The 19,119-nt window shown below is 40.1% G+C and carries 18 protein-coding genes; 5 read left to right on the plus strand and 13 right to left on the minus strand.

The genetic code is table 11. The features are described 5' to 3' along the window. Both WAM07_RS03990 and citZ read right to left on the minus strand, forming a co-directional pair. On the minus strand, positions 1–476 hold a 476-nt coding region (locus WAM07_RS03990), incomplete at its 3' end, for an isocitrate/isopropylmalate family dehydrogenase (protein ID WP_422164969.1). A 108-nt stretch (positions 477–584) separates the two neighbouring features. Next, on the minus strand, positions 585–1,700 hold the full coding sequence (gene citZ / locus WAM07_RS03995; protein ID WP_422164971.1) for a citrate synthase: 1,116 nt from the start codon (positions 1,698–1,700) through the stop codon (positions 585–587). A 249-nt stretch (positions 1,701–1,949) separates the two neighbouring features. On the opposite strand from citZ, the gene ytvI reads away from it, so the two are divergent. Further along, the gene (ytvI, locus tag WAM07_RS04000; protein ID WP_422164973.1) at positions 1,950–3,059 is read left to right on the plus strand and encodes a sporulation integral membrane protein YtvI; all 1,110 of its coding nucleotides are present in this window, start codon (positions 1,950–1,952) and stop codon (positions 3,057–3,059) included. Between the two features lie 35 nt (positions 3,060–3,094). Here ytvI and WAM07_RS04005 read toward each other — a convergent pair whose 3' ends face one another. The 8 genes from WAM07_RS04005 to dnaE form a co-directional block, all read right to left on the minus strand. Further along, on the minus strand, positions 3,095–3,487 hold the full coding sequence (locus WAM07_RS04005; RefSeq protein ID WP_422164974.1) for an FxsA family protein: 393 nt from the start codon (positions 3,485–3,487) through the stop codon (positions 3,095–3,097). 294 nt (positions 3,488–3,781) lie between these two features. Further along, entirely contained in the window at positions 3,782–5,545 is a 1,764-nt protein-coding gene (gene pyk, locus WAM07_RS04010) for a pyruvate kinase (protein ID WP_422164976.1), read from the minus strand. A 31-nt stretch (positions 5,546–5,576) separates the two neighbouring features. Further along, a complete protein-coding gene (gene pfkA, locus WAM07_RS04015) occupies positions 5,577–6,536 on the minus strand; it encodes a 6-phosphofructokinase (RefSeq protein ID WP_422164978.1) in 960 nt (319 codons plus the stop codon). A 253-nt stretch (positions 6,537–6,789) separates the two neighbouring features. Next, a complete protein-coding gene (locus WAM07_RS04020) occupies positions 6,790–7,752 on the minus strand; it encodes an acetyl-CoA carboxylase carboxyltransferase subunit alpha (RefSeq protein WP_422164980.1) in 963 nt (320 codons plus the stop codon). Next, a complete protein-coding gene (gene accD / locus WAM07_RS04025; protein WP_422164982.1) occupies positions 7,749–8,609 on the minus strand; it encodes an acetyl-CoA carboxylase, carboxyltransferase subunit beta in 861 nt (286 codons plus the stop codon). The genes WAM07_RS04020 and accD overlap by 4 nt, the downstream gene beginning before the upstream one ends. Before the next feature lie 101 nt (positions 8,610–8,710). After that, positions 8,711–9,307: a FadR/GntR family transcriptional regulator gene (locus WAM07_RS04030; protein WP_422164983.1), complete on the minus strand. Its 597-nt coding sequence runs from the start codon at positions 9,305–9,307 to the stop codon at positions 8,711–8,713. 84 nt (positions 9,308–9,391) lie between these two features. Beyond that, complete coding sequence (locus tag WAM07_RS04035; RefSeq protein ID WP_422164985.1) at positions 9,392–10,630, minus strand: NAD(P)-dependent malic enzyme; 1,239 nt, start codon at positions 10,628–10,630, stop codon at positions 9,392–9,394. A gap of 125 nt (positions 10,631–10,755) precedes the next feature. Then, positions 10,756–14,115, minus strand: coding sequence for a DNA polymerase III subunit alpha (dnaE, locus tag WAM07_RS04040; RefSeq protein ID WP_422164987.1), 3,360 nt, complete (start codon positions 14,113–14,115; stop codon positions 10,756–10,758). Between the two features lie 123 nt (positions 14,116–14,238). On the opposite strand from dnaE, the gene WAM07_RS04045 reads away from it, so the two are divergent. From WAM07_RS04045 to WAM07_RS04055, 3 genes are all read left to right on the plus strand, one after another. Next, positions 14,239–14,571: a YtrH family sporulation protein gene (locus WAM07_RS04045; protein WP_014644003.1), complete on the plus strand. Its 333-nt coding sequence runs from the start codon at positions 14,239–14,241 to the stop codon at positions 14,569–14,571. Continuing rightward, on the plus strand, positions 14,571–15,068 hold the full coding sequence (gene ytrI, locus WAM07_RS04050; RefSeq protein ID WP_422164989.1) for a sporulation membrane protein YtrI: 498 nt from the start codon (positions 14,571–14,573) through the stop codon (positions 15,066–15,068). Before WAM07_RS04045 ends, ytrI begins: the two co-directional genes overlap by 1 nt. 265 nt (positions 15,069–15,333) lie before the next feature. Next, complete coding sequence (locus tag WAM07_RS04055; RefSeq protein ID WP_422164990.1) at positions 15,334–15,477, plus strand: hypothetical protein; 144 nt, start codon at positions 15,334–15,336, stop codon at positions 15,475–15,477. 46 nt (positions 15,478–15,523) lie between these two features. Here WAM07_RS04055 and WAM07_RS04060 read toward each other — a convergent pair whose 3' ends face one another. After that, a complete protein-coding gene (locus WAM07_RS04060; RefSeq protein WP_422164992.1) occupies positions 15,524–16,471 on the minus strand; it encodes a DHH family phosphoesterase in 948 nt (315 codons plus the stop codon). 153 nt (positions 16,472–16,624) lie between these two features. Between WAM07_RS04060 and WAM07_RS04065 the strand changes: the two genes are divergently transcribed. Next, positions 16,625–16,900 carry a YtpI family protein gene (locus tag WAM07_RS04065; protein ID WP_422165019.1) on the plus strand — a complete coding sequence of 92 codons (276 nt, stop codon included), beginning with the start codon at positions 16,625–16,627 and terminating at the stop codon, positions 16,898–16,900. A gap of 38 nt (positions 16,901–16,938) precedes the next feature. On the opposite strand, the gene WAM07_RS04070 is transcribed toward WAM07_RS04065, so the two are convergent. After that, entirely contained in the window at positions 16,939–18,252 is a 1,314-nt protein-coding gene (locus tag WAM07_RS04070; RefSeq protein WP_089752349.1) for a DRTGG domain-containing protein, read from the minus strand. 154 nt (positions 18,253–18,406) lie between these two features. After that, positions 18,407–19,087 (minus strand): metal-dependent hydrolase, encoded by a 681-nt coding sequence (locus WAM07_RS04075; RefSeq protein WP_422164994.1) that lies wholly within the window; start codon positions 19,085–19,087, stop codon positions 18,407–18,409. Between the last annotated feature and the right edge of the window lie 32 nt (positions 19,088–19,119).

Consider the following 19,119-nt stretch of genomic DNA (forward strand, 5'->3'; position numbering starts at 1 on the left):
TTTTGCCATTCGATTCCAGCATAAATGTCTTCTGTATTTTCACGGAAGATTACCATGTCTGTATCTTCTGGACGTTTAACAGGTGATGGTACACCTTCTACATAGCGTACCGGACGCAGGCAGGTAAATAAGTCAAGTTCTTGACGTAAAGCTACGTTAAGTGAACGGATTCCACCGCCGATTGGAGTCGTCAGAGGTCCTTTTATTGCAATTTTGTAATCGCGAATGGTATCCAATGTAGCGTCTGGCAGCCATTCTCCGCTTTTGTCATAAGACTTCTGACCAGCGTACACTTCCTTCCACTCAATAGATTTTTCTCCGTTGTAAGCTTTATCTACTGCAGCTTCAATTACACGGCTGGCAGCTGCCCAAATATCTGGACCAATACCGTCACCTTCAATGTAAGGGATGATTGGACGATTAGGTACGTTCAATTCTCCGTTTTGTTCTACTGTGATTTTCTCAGATTGTGTCAAAATATACCCTCCTAAATTTATTTCATAAAATGGGATGTTATATCCTCTTCTATCATACGTTAAATTATATAGAAGCAAAAGCAAAGAGGAAGCCGAGCGTCCCCTCTCTTAACGTTCGTCAATTGGTGTATAAGTCTGACCCTTAGGTCCTACATATTCAGCACGAGGACGAATCAGGCGGTTATCTGAATACTGCTCAAGAATGTGGGCTAACCATCCAGAAACGCGGCTGACCGCAAAGATCGGCGTGAATATATCGTGATCGATTCCAAGGCTATGATAAACCGATGCAGAATAGAAGTCCACATTTGCTGGAAGTCCTTTATTTTCTTTAATGTAATCTTCAATTTTAATAGACATCTCGTAATATTTAGAATGACCTGTCAGCTTGGTTAGCTCACGTGACATTTCTTTTAAGTGCTTCGCACGGGGATCTCCGGATTTATAAACTCTGTGACCCATACCCATGATTTTTTCTTTGTTTTCAAGCTTACTCTCTATAGCAGGAATCGCATTTTCAACGCTGCCAATTTCCGTAAGCATCTTCATAACACGCTCATTGGCTCCACCATGAAGAGGCCCTTTTAGAGCACCGATTGCAGCGGTCACTCCTGAGTAAATGTCGGATAGTGTCGCTACGCAGACACGTGCCGTGAACGTTGAAGCATTTAATTCATGGTCTGCATGTAAAACTAGTGCTTTGTTAAATGCCTCGACTTCAATATTTTCAGGATCTTTACCATTCAGCATATACAAAAAGTTAGCTGCAAAACTTAATTCTTTTTTAGGAGAAACTGGTTCCTCTCCATTACGGATACGAGCAAAGGCCGTTACAACTGTAGGCATTTTTGCTTGAATTCGAAGAGCTTTGTCTTTATTTGCTTGATCTTCCATTACATCTGACTCAGGATCATGAATGCCCAGCATGGAAACTGCCGTGCGTAAAGCAGCCATTGGATGTACAGTAGATAGATCATAAGATTTGAGATGCTCTACTACTTCCTGAGGGATGTCCATGTTTGAGATTAAATCAGATTTAAATTGATTCAGTTCATCTTTGTTTGGAAGTTTCAGATTCCAAAGAAGATAGATAACTTCTTCAAAGCTTGAGTTATTTGCTAGATCATCGATATCGTAACCAACGTAGGTTAATTTATCGTCAATAATTGAACTGATCGATGATTCAGTTGCTGTAATTCCTTCAAGACCTTTGGTTGATGACATACAATCTCTCCTTTTAAAAATTTCCGATGTTTTCGGCCCGAGCGGCAAGAAAACGCTTATTGTACTTAAATGAAATAATTAGGAAATGAACCCCAAAGACAATTATAAAGTATTCTGAGTTGAATGTGAATTGAAACCGTTTAATTTAAGGGAATTTATCGAAATTTCATAGGGAATTCCTTTTTTTAAATAGCTCTTTCAATAAAAAGCTGACCCTGAGTAAAAAATTCACTAGAAAGTGAGGTTCTCATGGACAACCCCGTTTTTCACCAGTTCTTCCGCTTCCTATTTGTAATCACTCTTATACTGTCCAGTATATTTTTAATTATTGGAGCTTGGAAATATTTATATCCTTTTCTCATTGCCTTTATAATTTCAGGTGCTCTTCAACCATTTATTCAACTTTTAGAGAAAAGATTACATTTCCCCAGAACCCTGGCCGTACTATCGCTTCTGTTCTTACTAACTCTTCTTACCGCTTCTCTGCTTACACTAGTTATCGCTGAACTAATTAAAGGTATTCAGCGTCTGGCATTAGCAGCGCCTGTAAACTTTGGTAACCTGGTGAACCATTCTATCGACCAGTTCACCATATGGTTTACCCCTATACTCTATAAAATCGAACAAGTTATTCTTAAATTATCTCCTGAGCAGCAAAGTTCTATTTTTGAATATATAGATATAATAAAAGTAAAGGCAGCAGCTACAGGCGTCCAGATGTTAGAAACCTTATTTCAAAGCTTAATTCGTGGGTTGACCAGCCTGCCCTCCTCTATTACCACTATGCTAATTTTAATGCTGGCCATATTTTTTATATGTAAAGATTGGGAATTGATTACTCATAACCTTAATCGTATCATACCCGTCCATTATCTTGAAAAAACCAGTAGATTTCCAACGGAATTCAAGTCTACCTTACAAGGTATCATTAGAGCCCAATTTATTCTTGTAGGTGTGTCTACTGTTATCATCGGGATCGGCTTATTTATTATTCAAGTCCCAAATGCACTAACGATTACCATGGCTGCTTCAGTAGTAGATATCATTCCCTATATTGGGACTGGCAGCATTTTTATTCCATGGATTTTTTATCAATTTCTTACAGGACAATTCCAGATGACCATAGGTCTTTCAATCATATACATGGTGGTGCTAATCGTTCGACAGACACTGGAGCCTAAAATACTCGCTAACCATTTCGGCGTACCGCCAATCTTATTATTAGCAGGTATGTTTCTGGGTTTTCAAATTTTCGGCTTATATGGAATGATACTTAGCCCTATAGTTATTGTGTTTATCAAGGTTCTTCATACTACTGGAATTTTTAATTTAACGTGGCATTTTATTAAAGGAAACTAACCCCCCAGTTTCATAAAGAAACAGGGGGAATTAGTTTACCTTCTATAAATAGTGACGGTGCCTTTGTCCATCATTTTTGAAATTACTTTTTTTATAAGACGTTTAATGGGTGCCCTGGTTGGAGGAATTAATAATAAAAACCCTATGGCATCAGTAATAAATCCAGGAGTAAGTAATACTGCCCCTCCTACTAATATACAGGCACCATCCAATAGAGTTTCCTGAGGCATTTGTCCGCCCGACATCGAATTTTGGAAGTTTCTGATCGTTTCTAAACCTTGCTGTTTCGCAAGCCACGCTCCTATAACTCCTGTAAGGATAATCAGTAATATAACCCACCAGGGTCCAATCCAGTTTCCAGCCCAAATGAGCAAACCGATCTCAAGTGCCGGGACAATCAGAATAAACAGTAATAACCAGCGAAACATATTATCGTCCCTTTCCAGATCTTTTCTTCTATTATACTTGGAGTTCCAGTACTTTTAAAGTTAAGTACATTAGAGGGAAAACCCTTCTCCTCTCTGTTATCATGACTCTAACTGTCAAAAAAGAATCCAGTTTACACAAATTAGATTTATTTAGAATACATTCAGCTGTTCAGAATCTGAATATACCACTTCAGGGCTGAATAGATGAATCCCTCTCTATAAACCTAACCACAACATTTAGATGAGCTAAAATAAAAAAGAAGGGGAGTGTTCACACTCCCCTTCTTTTAGTCTTTACAGCACACTTGCATGCCCTTCATAAATATCTCCACGTGAGCTGTCAATAGTTATGTCGTTCCCGTCAGAGATTATGCTAAGAGCATCCTTCACGCCTACGATAACAGGAATACCGAGACTTAAGCCTACTACTGCTGCATGCGAAGTTAATCCGCCTTCTACGGTAACCAGACCTGCAGCTTTTTCTATAGCAGGCATCATATCACGATCTGTTCCATGGGTGACAAGAATATCTCCGTCTACTACACGGTCAATCGCTTCTTTAGGATCCTTCGCTACAACAGCTCGTCCATAGGCGCTTTTCTGACCAACGCCTTGTCCTTTAACAAGTACGTCTCCTATTACATGCACTTTCATAAGGTTTGTTGTGCCACTTTCACCTACTGGTACTCCACCAGTGATAATCACACGATCACCACGAGTAGCAACTCCAGATGCTAAGCTGCGTTCAACTGCTACATCAAGCATATCATCTGTAGATTGAGCACGTGGTCCCATCACAGCATAAACTCCCCATACGAGAGAAAGCTTACGGTTAACAGCTTCACTTGAAGTGATAGCTACAATTGGTGCTCTTGGACGATATTTGGAAATCATCCGAGCTGTATGACCGCTTTCCGTTGGAGTCACCACAGCATTTACATCAAGATTAATGGCCGTATGAGTAACAGATTGACTAATTGCATCCGTTATCGTCATATCACTGTGCTTAGAACGCTCATCAAGGATCGCTTTATAATTTAAGCCTGTCTCCGTTTTGCTGGCAATATTGTGCATCGTTTGAACGGATTCAACAGGATAATCACCTGCTGCTGTTTCACCAGAAAGCATAATCGCGTCTGTTCCATCAAAGATAGCGTTCGCAACGTCTGATGCCTCTGCACGAGTTGGACGAGGATTTCTTTGCATAGAGTCCAGCATTTGAGTAGCTGTTATAACTGGTTTTCCAGCTTTATTGCATTTGTGAATAAGTTGTTTTTGCACAAGAGGGACATCTTCCGCTGGGATCTCAACACCTAAATCTCCACGCGCTACCATTAGGCCGTCACTTACTTCCAGGATTTCGTCGATGTTATCAACGCCTTCCTGATTTTCAATTTTAGGGATAATTTGGATATCCAGCGCTCCGTGCTTTTCTAATAGTTCTTTGATTTCAAGAACGTCTGAAGCACGACGTACGAAAGAAGCGGCGATAAAGTCTACTCCCTGTTCAATTCCAAACTCAATATCCTTAGCATCTTTATCCGTAATCCCTGGTAAGTTTACACTTACATTAGGTACGTTGACACCTTTTTTATTTTTCAAAGGACCATTGTTTAAGACAGTGGTTTTGATTTCGTTATTTTTATGGTCGATTTCTTCTACAAGTAACTCTACCAAACCATCATCCAGTAATATTTTTGAGCCTGGCTGGACATCATTAATCAACCCTGGGTACGTAACTGAGATGCGCTCTGCATCACCTTGGATATCATCCATTGAAACATAGACAGTAGATCCTTTTTCCAAATAAACTTCTTCTTCTTTTAGAGTACCTGTCCGTATTTCAGGACCCTTCGTGTCTAACAATATAGCGACCGTTTTACCTGTGGAGGCAGATGCCTCACGAATGTTTTTAATACGAGCTCCATGTTCTTCGAAATCTCCATGAGAGAAATTCAATCGAGCAACATTCATTCCTGCTTCAATTAGTTGACTTAATTTCTCAACTGATTCAGAAGCCGGTCCAATCGTACTAACGATTTTTGTTTTTCTAAACATACTTATTTCCTCCTCTGATACATCATTCATATTATATTGATAACTCTTTAGAAAGACGATACATATCCAGATCCACTTGATGTTTAGTGTTGAGAATTTCTACTATATCATGATCGACTAATTTGTTTTTTTGTATACCAACCATGCGCCCTGATTTTCCGTTCAATAGGAGATCTACAGCATGAGCACCCAGACGGCTGGCAAGGACACGGTCAGAGGCTGAAGGAGAGCCTCCTCGCTGAGTATGGCCTAATACTGTCACTCGCGTCTCTAGATCTGTGGCTTCTTTAATCTTGCGCCCAAAATCAACACCACTTCCCACTCCTTCTGCAACGATAATAATGCTGTGACGCTTTCCACGATCATGTCCGCGTTTTAAGCGGTCGATAACATCATTGAATTCATCTTCAAATTCCGGTATTAACACGCTCTCCGCTCCATCGGCCAGTCCAGCCCATAAAGCCAAGTCTCCTGCATTACGTCCCATAACTTCAATAACATAGGTGCGCTCATGAGAAGTAGCCGTATCACGGATCTTGTCAATAGCATCAATAATCGTGTTTAAAGCAGTATCAAAACCAATTGTAAAATCGGTTCCTGGAATATCATTATCTATTGTTCCAGGTACACCAATACAAGGATAACCTTTTTCAGTCAGTTTCTTAGCACCCATAAAGGTCCCGTCACCACCAATAGCGATCAGTCCTTCTATGCCGTGCTTCTTCATCTGTTCAATGCCCTTCAGCTGACCTTCCTCGGTCTTAAATTCTTCACAGCGGGCTGAATACAGCTTCGTACCTCCTCGCTGAATAATATCGCCGACGGAGCCTAGTTCCATTTTATCAATACTGCCATCGATTAACCCCTGGTATCCATATTTAATTCCGTAGACTTCTACATTATGGTAGATTGCTTTACGCACAACGGCACGAATAGCAGCATTCATACCTGGAGCGTCACCGCCACTTGTAAGTACACCAATTTTTTTCATTAGAATCACCTCAAATTATTTACTAATTGGTTTGTGCCCAATCATGGAACTTTTGAAACCTTCTGAACCCTTCTGAACCTACAAGACCCTCTCTTACATCTAGTTTGTACAAATAAGTAAAATGTAAAAGATAAGTGGATAAAGTCGTAATAATTCAGGATGATAGCGTTACCATCCTCCTAAGATGGGAAAAGTCGCACTAATTGATGTGCGACTTCTTTATATTAGCTGATATTCATTTATACCGTGTTCATTATAAATCAAGTAACGCATAATCGCCAATACTTTTATATTTATTAAATCGTTCTTCTAATAATTGACTGTTTTCCAAGGCTGAGAGCTCTTTTAGGGATGACTCAATAACTTTTTCAATTTCATTTGCTTGATATTCTACATCACGGTGAGCTCCACCTCTGACTTCAGGAATGACTTCATCAATTACATTTAATTCTTTTAAATCATAGGACGTAATCTTCATAGATTCAGCAGCCTGCTGGGCTAGTCCTGCGTCTTTCCAAAGTATAGACGACGCGCCTTCAGGAGAAATAACAGAGTAAGTCGAGTTCTCAAGCATATAGATCCGGTCACCTATTCCGAGACCAAGCGCTCCCCCGCTTCCTCCTTCTCCGATCACAATACAGATGATGGGAACGTTAAGACCTGCCATTTCCATAAGGTTACGCGCAATAGCTTCGCTTTGGCCCCGCTCTTCCGCTGCCTTTCCGGGATAAGCCCCCTTCGTGTCGATGAAAGTAATAATGGGACGTTTGAATTTATTAGCTTGTTTCATCAAACGCAGAGCTTTTCGATACCCTTCAGGATGAGGCATACCAAAGTTCCTTCTAATATTCTCTTTTGTATCTTTTCCTCGCTGATGTCCAATTACTGTAACAGGAGTTCCCTGAAATTTAGCAATTCCCGCAACTAGTGCAGCGTCATCCCCGTATAAGCGGTCACCGTGAAGTTCCAGAAAGTCGGAGAAGATGTATTCAATATAGTCAAGAGTTGTCGGACGCTCAGGGTGCCTTGCCATTTGAACTCGGTCCCAAGGCTGCATACGATCATAGACATCGACTTCGAGCTTTTCCAATCGTTTCTCTAAGGTTATAATTTCTTCACTCAGATCCATTTCACTGTTTTCAGTCATGCGTCTCAGTTCTGCAATTTTTTCGCGCAGCTCAATTACCGGTTTCTCAAACTCAAGTATATGCTTCACGTTTTTTCACCTCCTGGATGGTGAATTTCTAAGACCAATCCAAGTGTTTTTTTCAATTCATGACGATGCAGGACACGATCCAGCTGTCCATGTTCCAGCAAGAATTCAGCGGTCTGAAAGTCATCTGGTAATTTCTCACGAATAGTCTGCTCAATGATTCTTCTACCGGCAAAACCAATTAATGCACCAGGCTCCGCGAAATTATAATCCCCTAGTGAAGCAAAGCTGGCTGAAACCCCTCCTGTAGTAGGATGGGTCATAACCGAAATGAACAATCCGCCTTCTGCGTGCAGCCGCTGCAGAGCTACAGAGGTTTTACCCATCTGCATTAAACTCAGGACACCTTCCTGCATTCTAGCACCGCCAGAAGCAGTAAAAATGATAAATGGAATTTTTTCCTTTCTGGCTTTCTCGATAGCATTCGTAATTTTCTCACCAACTACAGAACCCATACTTCCCATACGAAAACGGGCATCCATAACAGCTACCGCTGTATCCAAGCCGTTCAATTGAGCTCTTCCAGTAACAACGGCTTCGTTTAAGTCTGATTTCAAGCGATCTTTTTCAAGCTTTTCTTCATAATCAGGAAAGCCTAATGGATTGCTTGAAATCATCTGCTTGTCCCATTCTTCAAAAGTATCCCCATCAAATATATGCTCCAATCTTTCATAAGCATTCAAACGGTGATGATGATCACAATGAGGGCAAACATTCATATTCCGATTTAATTCTTTTCTATAAAAGATCTTTTGACAATTTGGACACTTTTGCATAAGACCTTCAGGTACATCCTTTTTCGCTTCTTGTCGCGGGATGGATGCGTAGCGTTTTTTCTTGCTGAAAAAATCTCTTAGCAAGGTGATTCCTCCTTTGTGACAAAGCTTCCTTTCTATCTAATATACAAAATAGCACTGCTATAATCACCCTTTATTTGCCGAACCATTACGACAAACCATACTTAAGGATAAAGCATAAGTATATCTTTTTTATTTCCATTTATTATTATCTCTATCACTTGTTTATACCAGCCAGCTTCATATTGGATATCCTCTCTTGCAAGTGCAAATCCGGATATGAATTGCCACATTGATAATAGCAGTGGGCGGTCACAAAGTTCAAATAAGAAGGTAAAGAAAGACTGATATCTTTCTTTTGCCTTTTCTTTGATTATTATTTGCTCCAGTTTCAACCTTTGCCCTTCCGCGATCTTTCCAACAAGGATAAACAAGACTTCCTTCTCCAGCATTTGCTTAGCCGTCAATAATTCTTCCCTGGTCCTTGATTCATTTAAAAGGAAACTCGATAATAATTCAACCATATGATAAGGGCGATAAGCACGTATATAAGTACCCTCGCCACGCTTAGTCTCTATTAAACCCAGCAGCTCCATGGCTCGAAAAGCTTCTCTAATCGATGATCTGCCAACATTTAACTGTTCACTTAACTCACGCTCTGAAGGTAATTTATCTCCTGGTTTTAATTGATTTTCATCAATATAAGACTTTAATTGGTATAAAACACCTTCATATACTTTCCCTTGATGCGATCGGGTCACGAACTTTGTACACCCCTTTTTTCAGTTGAAGAGCAATTCAAATATATGTAACAAGAGAAAAGCGGATGCCTTTCTCCAATCCTATTATTGCTCTTCAATTAAAGTCATTTGTCTAGTTTTTTCTGCAACTTCTTCGGGGTCTACATGATGTCTGGCAACACCAGATTCCATGGCAGCTTTAGCAACACTTGCTGCTACTGCCGGAGCTACACGAGTATCAAAAGGCGCAGGAATCACGTAATCTGCGTTCAATTCTTCTTCGCTTACAAGGGAAGCAATCGCCTCAGCCGCAGCTATTTTCATTTTTTCATTAATTCGAGTCGCACGTACGTCGAGAGCTCCACGGAATATACCCGGGAACGCTAAAACATTATTTACCTGATTAGGAAAGTCTGAGCGACCTGTCCCAACTACACGCGCCCCAGCTTCTTTTGCGTCTTCCGGCATAATTTCTGGTTCCGGATTAGCCATGGCGAATATAATAGAGTCATCATTCATGCGAGAAACCATTTCTTTAGATAAAAGCCCGCCTACAGAAACACCTATAAATACGTCTGCCCCTTCCATTACTTCAGAAAGCTTTCCTTCTAACCGATCCTTATTTGTGATCTTAGCTATTTCGTCTTTAACATCATTCATGCCGTAATCGCGTCCCTCAAAGATCGCGCCTTTAGAATCGCACATGATTATGTCCCGCACACCGAAATGGTAAAGAAGCTTAATAATGGCAATTCCTGCTGCACCAGCTCCATTTGCCACTACTTTAATATCAGAGAAAGACTTTCCAGTTACTTTTAAGGCATTCATTAAACCGGCAACTGTAACAATCGCTGTGCCGTGCTGATCATCATGAAAGATAGGAATATTAGTTTCTTTCTTGAGTCGATCTTCTATAATAAAGCAATTTGGAGCAGCGATATCTTCCAGATTCACGCCCCCAAAGGTTGGTTCCATTAGCTTCACAGTCTGAACAATCTGATCGACATCTCTTGTATTTAAACAGATTGGAAAAGCATCTACCCCTGCGAAACTTTTAAATAATACTGCTTTGCCTTCCATTACAGGAAGTGCAGCTTCCGGCCCAATATTACCAAGCCCAAGTACAGCTGATCCATCACTCACAACAGCAACCATGTTTCCTTTCATGGTGTAGTCATAGACTGTTTCCTGATGGTCATAAATTTCCTTACATGGTTCAGCGACACCTGGTGAATAAGCCAGACTTAAATCCTTAGCATTCCTTACAGGGACCTTGGAATGGGTTTCCAGTTTTCCTTTATTGACACGATGTATATGCAGTGCTTCATCTCGCAAATTCGACACGACTACACGCTCCTTTAACCAATTAGTATAAACCGCTCCAGGTGGTCAGACCACCATTAACTTCTTAATTATAACAGATGACTTGCTAGTGTAAAGGAAATACAAAAGCATGGACTGAGAGATGGTCATGTCTTGTTGCGACGCAGAGCCACTGAGGATGAACCAAAATATTGCTCCAGCATTTGAAGACATTCTCTGGATGGATTCAATGAATAATTTTCATCCAGCTGATAGGTTTTTCTCTCTTCTGTTCTGAATAACAATACAGGGGTATTACCCGGGAAATACTTTGCAGCTTCTATTAAGTGCTCCAATGCCTGGTATTCCTTGGATTTATCCAACTTAATAAACAAACGATCCTTTGTTGCAGAGGGCAGACTTTCCATCTCAAACTTTGAAATTTCAGAAATAAGCAGCTGCTTACGCTCATTTCTTTCTTCTACTTTCCCTGAGACGATGATCAGCATTTGTTCAGACAGCCAAGTTTTTGCACCTCTGTAGACTTCTGGAAAGAGCACCGTTTCCATTTCCGCTGTTTCATCACTAATCGTCATAAATGCCATCGGATCTCCACGTTTTGTTCTAATTTCTTTAATAGCTTCTACTACGGCGGCCGTTGCGATTTTCCGGGACCTGCTCGTCAATAATAATTGCTGTAAAGATAGAACCCCTTTTTTACGAAGTGATTTGCGATGATATTCCAGCGGGTGCTCGGATAGATACGTTCCAAGCACCTCTTTTTCCATGGCTAATTTTTTTAAAATTGGAAACGGATCTACGCTTACCGGCTCCTTCATATCTATATCTTCACTGAACATACCTGGCTGATCCTGAAATTCTTTAAAAAGCTCCCCTTGTTCAAGGGCTTGATCAATACTTGCAAGCAGACTCGCTCGGTTTGTATTGAGTTCATCAAATGCCCCCGCTATAATGAGTGATTCAATAACAGAACGGCTGACTGAACTGGAAATAACTCTTAAACAAAAATCATTCAAATGTTTATAAGTACCATTTTTTCTTTCCTCGAGAATAGCATGAGCAGCCTGATACCCCACTCCTTTTATAGCCATCAAACCAATCCGTATCCCACTGCCTTCACTCTGGGTAGACATGTAGCTTCTATTAATGGAAGGAGCCTTCACGGAAACCTTAAGCTCGCGAGCTTCACGAATATAAGCAGCCAGCTTCTCCCGATCCCCGCTATTTGCATTAATTAATTCTGCCATGAAGTAAGAGGGGTAATGAGCCTTAAGGTATGCCAGATGATAGGAGATAAAGCTATACGCAACAGCATGACTTCGATTAAACCCATAATTAGAGAACTTTACGATCCAATCAAAAAGTTCGTAAGCCACTGTCTCTTCATACCCATTCTTTAAAGCCCCGGCTATAAATTCATTCCTTTGCTGCTGCAACACCTGAGCCTGTTTCTTACTTACTGCCCTTCTTAATAAATCCGCCTGGCCCAGACTATAACCCGCAACTTTTTGCGCTACTTGCATGATCTGTTCTTGATAAACCAATACCCCAAAAGTAGAGGCTAAAATCGGTTTTAAATCCGGATGAGGGTATTGTATTTCTTCTTTTTGATGCTTTCGATTAATATATACAGGTATATAATCCATAGGACCTGGTCGATAAAGAGCATTAACAGCAACAACATCTTCAAAATGGGAAGGCTTTAGCCTTCTCAAAACACTTTTCATGCCCTGTGATTCAAGTTGAAAAACGCCATTCGTTCTTCCTTCTTTTAATAAGTGAAAAGTAGGTTCATCTGTTAATGGAATACGGGAAAGAGAAAAGTCTTCATTTTCATATCTTCTTATTTTACTTTCCATTTTTTCTAAAAAAGTAAGGTTTCTCAGCCCTAGAAAATCAATTTTCAACAAACCTATCTTTTCCAAATCTCCCATAGCCATTTGTGTAAGAAAGACCTCACTCTGTCCATTCATAAGGGCCGTGTAATTCACTAAAGGTTTCTGACTAATGACGACTCCTGCTGCATGTGTGGAAACATGACGAGGAAGCCCTTCAAGTTTGGCAGCTATATGAAATAATTTTTTTAATGCAAGAGAACTTCTTATATATTCTTTTAAAGGTTCTGACCTTTGCACAATCTGAACGAGTCCGTCATTCGTGCCCTTCGGAATATGCTTCAATATATAAGCCGAGTCGCTTTCATCTACTGCCATCACTTTAAACAACTCTCTTAAAACACTCCTTGCAGCGAATGTACCAAACGTGCAGATTTGAGCTACATGTTTTTCTCCATATTTACGGCTAACATACTCTATCACTTCATCTCTTCTATGATCGGGAAAGTCAATATCTATGTCCGGCATGGTAACCCGTTCAGGGTTTAAAAACCTCTCAAATAACAAGTTGTACTGCAGAGGATCAATTTGAGTAATGTTCAGAAGATAAGCGACGATAGAACCCGCCGCCGATCCCCTGCCCGGTCCTGCATGAATTCCCTGACGTCGTGCATAAGCTATAAAGTCCCAGACAATTAGAAAATAATCACTAAAATCCATCGAGGTGATAACATTTAATTCATGCTCCAATCGCTCCTGGGCCTCTACTCTCCTTTTTTGATACTTTTCTTCTAATGCCTCATAACACAAATTCATTAGATAGTCGTCCGCGCTTTCACCTTCAGGAACTGGATAAGAAGGAATTAACTGCTGATCCAGTGACATTTGAAGATCACATTTTTCAGTAATCTTTGCAGACTGCTCGATGACTTCAGGCCACCAGTCTTTAAATAAATTTTCCATTTCATCACTTGATTTTAAATACTCATGCTGAACTCGTTCTTTTGTATCTGGTGACAGTCGTTTCCCTTCTTCTATAGCCTGAAGCGCTTGATAGGCTGCTGCATCCTCTTGTTTTAAATATTTAACTTCTCCTAAAGCAACTACTGAGAGTCGTTTATCTGATGTCCACTCTCTTAATGGCTGATGAATCTGCCTTTCTGAATGAAGATCACGGTCTTTTATACTTAGATAAAGGTCATCTGACGAAAAAATGGATATCCAACGCTCCATTCCATGTTCCAGTTCACCGAACTCACGTCTGGAAAGTGGTTCAGCCCAGGGAGAGGATGAGGTCATAATTATTGCGACCAGGCCATCTTTATAAGAATTCATATAGGATAAAGGCAGAGACTCTTTTTGTGTTTGTATGTAAGAACTTAATCTCATTAAATTCTGATAACCCTTATAGTTTTTAGCCAGAAAAAGAACAGGAAAATCTCCTCCGTCTGAGAACAGGCTGGTCTTCATACCTATAATTGGCTTAATACCTCGCTTTTGACAAGCTTGATAAAATGCCACACTTCCGCTCATCACTTCTTCATCTGTCAGAGCTAATGCCTGAAAGCCAAGCTCGCTTGCCCTCTCTGCCAGTGAGTCAATTTTCACAGTACTCTTCATTAAACTATATCCGCTTTGAACATTTAAATGAGTAAAAGTCACCGTCTTCACCTTCTTTCCTTCTCAATTATAGCGGGATGAGAGGCGACTTAAAAGCCTCCTGCATATTTACTGTGTACACACCATATTTTCATAATAACAACATAAAAACAAGCTGGCGAAATGAGGGACAAGATGGACGACCGCTTAATTATATCCATGACTCAATGCTTCTTTATCGCTTTTGGAGTTATTGTAGGAGGAACGATTATCGGAAGTATTGGAAGTTATGTGACAGGTGAAGCCCCTTTAACTGCCATGTTCCGTATTGCAAAAGGGCTTAGAATATGGGCGATTGTTGCGGCTATCGGTGGTACGTTCGATGCGATAAGCAACTTTGAAAAAGGAATTTTTGATGGATCTACTTTTGATTTATTCAAACAAGTCATGATCATCGTAGCAGCTATGGGAGGTGTCAAAGCAGCACTATTATTATTTGAGTGGCTGCTTGGAGAGGAAGTGACCTGATGCATATCCCGCCACTGTATAGGAAGAAAGAGTGGAGGCGTTTTTTTGCAGGGATGGTATTTGGAGCAGTTATTGGATACTTGTTTTTCCTATTCATATATGGACAGCTGCAGGAGAAATATACTGAGGAACATATCGAACTTAATTCAAAATTAAGCGAAATGGAAGCCAAATACGAAGGAATGCTTAATAATCAAAAAGAAGAAACAGAAAACCAGCCACTTACTGTAGTTGATATTTCTGTTTCTTACACTAACGCAAAAAAATTAGAGATAGACCTTCTGACTCAGCATCAGCTGACTACACTTGTCAAGGAACAGCTTACATCAGTACCTGGTAAAGACTTGTCGGTAGTGGCTGATCAAATCGATCTAATTATATCCACGATAGAAAATAAAAATTATGTAGTTGATGATTTTACTTACGAATTAAAAGTAGCAAAGCTAATTGCATCGCAGGTCATAAAAATTCATCTGGAAATTAAACTCGTGCGTTAAACAAAAACCAGCAGGGGAAACCGAGGTCACTGAGAAACTGAAGATTTATGAATGGTAGAATTTAAAAAAGCGGACTGTATGGAATATTTTTCCTTACAGTCCGCTTTTCTTCTATTTTCATGAGGCTTGCGCTCTCTATTCCTTCATTAGTTTCACGATTTATTTCACATTCGCTGTAAAAATCGCCATTGCGCCTTGAAGGCGCATGCCTGAAGAACATCACTCTTTTTAGATGAGCCACCGTTGATTCCGCGATGAGCGTTCGGTGGTGACGCCTGCGGGAACAGCGCGAGCCGAAGATCCACTTGGTCAAGCGATCTTCTTGAGCAAGTTAGCTGAGGCCGTGCCCGCGGCAAGCATCCACCGACAAGCGATTCGTGAGAATCAACAACAACCTTTACTAACCTAACTACTCTTGGTAGAAAGGAGTTTTTCAGTGGCCTCGGGGAAACCCGCTAGTTTTTATAGTTCATACATACCTCTTCAAGCTCTCTGGCAATCTCTTCAGTTTCCTCCCATGAAGAAGCTGAAGCTCCGGCAGCCATAGGATGTCCGCCTCCGTCATGGTTAGCTGCTATTTCATTAATAATCGGTCCTTTTGAACGAAGTCTAACCCTGATAATATTGTCTTCCTCTACAAAGAACGCCCAGGCCATTACACCTTCGATATCGCCTAACAATCCAACCAGCATACTAGTTTCTGAAGCCGTCACCTCAAAGTCTTCCAATACTCGCTTAGGTAATGCTACCGTAGAGCACCCAGCTTTGGTGACGGTGAAGTTCTGCAGTACATACCCTTTAAGTTTAGCGACTTTAACAGGAGTTTTATATAGTTCATTATAGAGAGCTGGACGGTCAAATTCGTAATTTACTAACTCGGCAGCATACGTAAGTGTTCTGTGTGTTGTACTAGGAAATAAAAAACGCCCGGTATCGCCGACAATACCTCCATAGATTAATCGGGCGGCTTGTTCATTTAAAGTAAATAATCCCTCACTCCATTGAGTATATAAATGATAGATCATTTCACAAGTGGAGCTTGCCGATGTATCCACCCACTGGATATCTCCATATCGATCCACCTCTGGATGATGGTCAATCTTTATGAGAAGATCACCGTCTTTGTATCTTTGATCATCTATTCTTGCCTGATTGGCGGTATCACAAACAATCACCAGTGCACCTTGATAAGCTTCATCAGGGACGGAGTCCATCCGCGCAAAAAAATGTAAGGAAGGTTCTTCTTCCCCTGTAATCAAGATATTCTTATCCGGGAAACTTGCCTTAATCATCTCTGCTAGTCCTGCCTGGGACCCATAAGCATCCGGATCAGGCCTTACGTGCCGATGGATAATAATGGTTGAATATTTTTTTATCGCTTCCGCAATCGCCTTTATACTCATTAACAAAACCCTCTCTATACTTAGCCTTTTATAATTAAATCATATATTTCTTTTGACAGGTAGCCATTTCAATGAAAACAAGCTACAATAAAGGAGAAAAAATTTTACTTCAGGAGTCGATACATTGTGATAATATTTCCTGTTCTAATTTTGGTGTCCTTAGTTCTTTATATTTATTACAAAGTTATGATCGTGAGGACCAAAGATCCTTTAACCCAAGATTATTTGAATAGTAAATCAAAAGTATTTTTAGGAAGTTTCATCTTCTTTTTTGGAATCAACCAATATATGTTTTATGAGACAAGACTTTCTTTATTTATTGGTATTCTATTTCTTGCACTTGGAATTTTCCAAACTAAAGAAGGATGGAAGGCTGCAAAACATTACCGTAATGAATTTCAAAAACATCAGGCTAGTGTTCAATCTTAAATCAAAAGTCGCTGCTTAACTGCAGCGACTTTTTTTATTTATCGATCAATCAACTGAGCCATCAATAAGGCCTTCCCTACAATAGATCCTTCATGGTGCACTTCTATGTCTACTTTAGCGAATTTACGTCCTACTTCTAAGATATTAGGGGCAATAATAACTTCACTTTCAATTTGCACGGGCTTTATAAAATAGACAGAAATATTTTCTACTACAAGATCTCCCTTTTTATATTTTCTTAACAGTCTGCTTGAGGATTCTGTAATTAAAGAAATAAACACCCCATAAGACATTGTGCCCAGCTGATTTGTCATTTGCGGAGTGACCATTGTTTTCAATACATGTTCATCCTCTTCATTCTTTACGATTTCAAGTTGATTCGTGGCTAAATCATCAATCGTCTCTCCGACTTGCGGTTGTCTCTGAATCTGCTGCAAAGCTTTCAGTACATCCTGACGGGATATAATTCCCTGCAATTTATGAGAAGGATCCACCACAGGCATTAATTCAATTCCTTCCCAGACCATCACGTGAGCAGCGTTTGCTAAGGAAGTTCTTACATGGACGGTCATTGGATTCCGAGTCATAACTTTGTCAATTCTCATGGAGCTGTCTTTTCCAATAACATCTTTAGAGGTTACAATCCCGACAACTCGATTATGTTTATCTACGACTGGATACCGGCTGTGCTTTGTCTCATTATTAAACTCATGCCATTTTTCCACTTGGTCATCTACCACTAAAAACTTAGTTTCTTGAAAAGAAGTATAAATATCATCAATTAAAACAATTTCTTTTTTAATTAATTGATCATAAATCGCACGGTTAATCATTGTAGCTACTGTAAACGTATCATAGCTGGTCGAAATGACAGGAAGTTCTTTCTCATCTGCTAATTGCTTCACTTGATCGGTTGTATCAAAACCTCCAGTTATGAGGACAGCTGCACCTTCTTTGATAGCCAATTCATGTGCATTGGTCCTGTTCCCAACAATAAGCAGGGAGCCTGCTTCTGTATAACGCATCATGGCATCAAGCTTCATGGCTCCGATAACGAATTTACTTAACGTCTTATAGAGTCCTTCTCTTCCACCAAGCACCTGACCATCCACAATATTAAGAATTTCTGCGAAGGTCAGTCGTTCAATATCCTCCTTTTTTTTCTTTTCAATTCGAATGGTTCCAACCCGCTCCATGGTACTGACTAAATTTTGGTTTTCAGCTTCTTTAATCGCACGGTAAGCTGTTCCCTCACTTACATTCAAGGCTTTTGCTATACGACGAACGGAAATTTTACTACCGACCTCTAATGTTTCAATATACTCCAGAATCTGTTCATGTTTTGTAGCCATACGCCCACCATTCTTTCTAACTGTACTAATTAATAACCTTATTATTGTTATTATACAAGTGATACAGTTACTTCGCAATTTCTGTGGGGATCTGATTTATTTTCATTAAAAAGCCTTCCGTCTATAATAGACGGAAGGCTACGATAAGTTGATATTAAAGGTCTAAAGTGTCTCCAGGTTCGAGAGCCATTCCTTTGCCTGGCTTCACTTTCTCAGCGAAGCCTTTCCCGTCCTGATTAATCAATTCAAAAGTGTTGTAGTGAATAGGAACCACCTGTTTAGCCTGCAGCCATTCAGCAGCTGTCAGAGCATCTTCAGGACCCATAGTAAAATTATCACCAATTGGCAGGAAAGCGAGATCGATGTTATTACGTTCCCCTATCATTTTCATATCAGAGAATAGGCCTGTGTCGCCTGCATGGAAAATAGTTTTTCCTTCAATCGTTAAGAGGATTCCTGTTGGCATTCCTGTATAAACAATTGTTCCATCTTCTTCTGTATAGGATGAACCATGAAATGACTGCGTAAATTTCACATGACCAAAGTCAAATTCATGACCTCCCCCTATATACATTGGGTGGGCGTTTAACTCTTTGTTTCCAAGATAAGTGGCGAGCTCAAACGGAGCCACAATTTGGCAATTATTGCGTTTTGCAATCTCAAAGGTGTCTCCTACATGATCATTGTGACCATGCGTGAGTAAAATGACATCCGGATTCACTTCATCTGCGTTAAGATCTGTGTTTCCATTTTCAGAAATAAACGGATCAATTAAAATCGTTTTGCCATTCGCTTCTACCTTTACTACAGAATGTCCATGATAAGATACTTTCACTTTACCACTCCTTAATCATTATTTTTCCTCGT

Origin of the sequence: Halobacillus sp. (assembly GCF_049282395.1) — a bacterium.
GTDB lineage: Bacteria > Bacillota > Bacilli > Bacillales > Halobacillaceae > Halobacillus.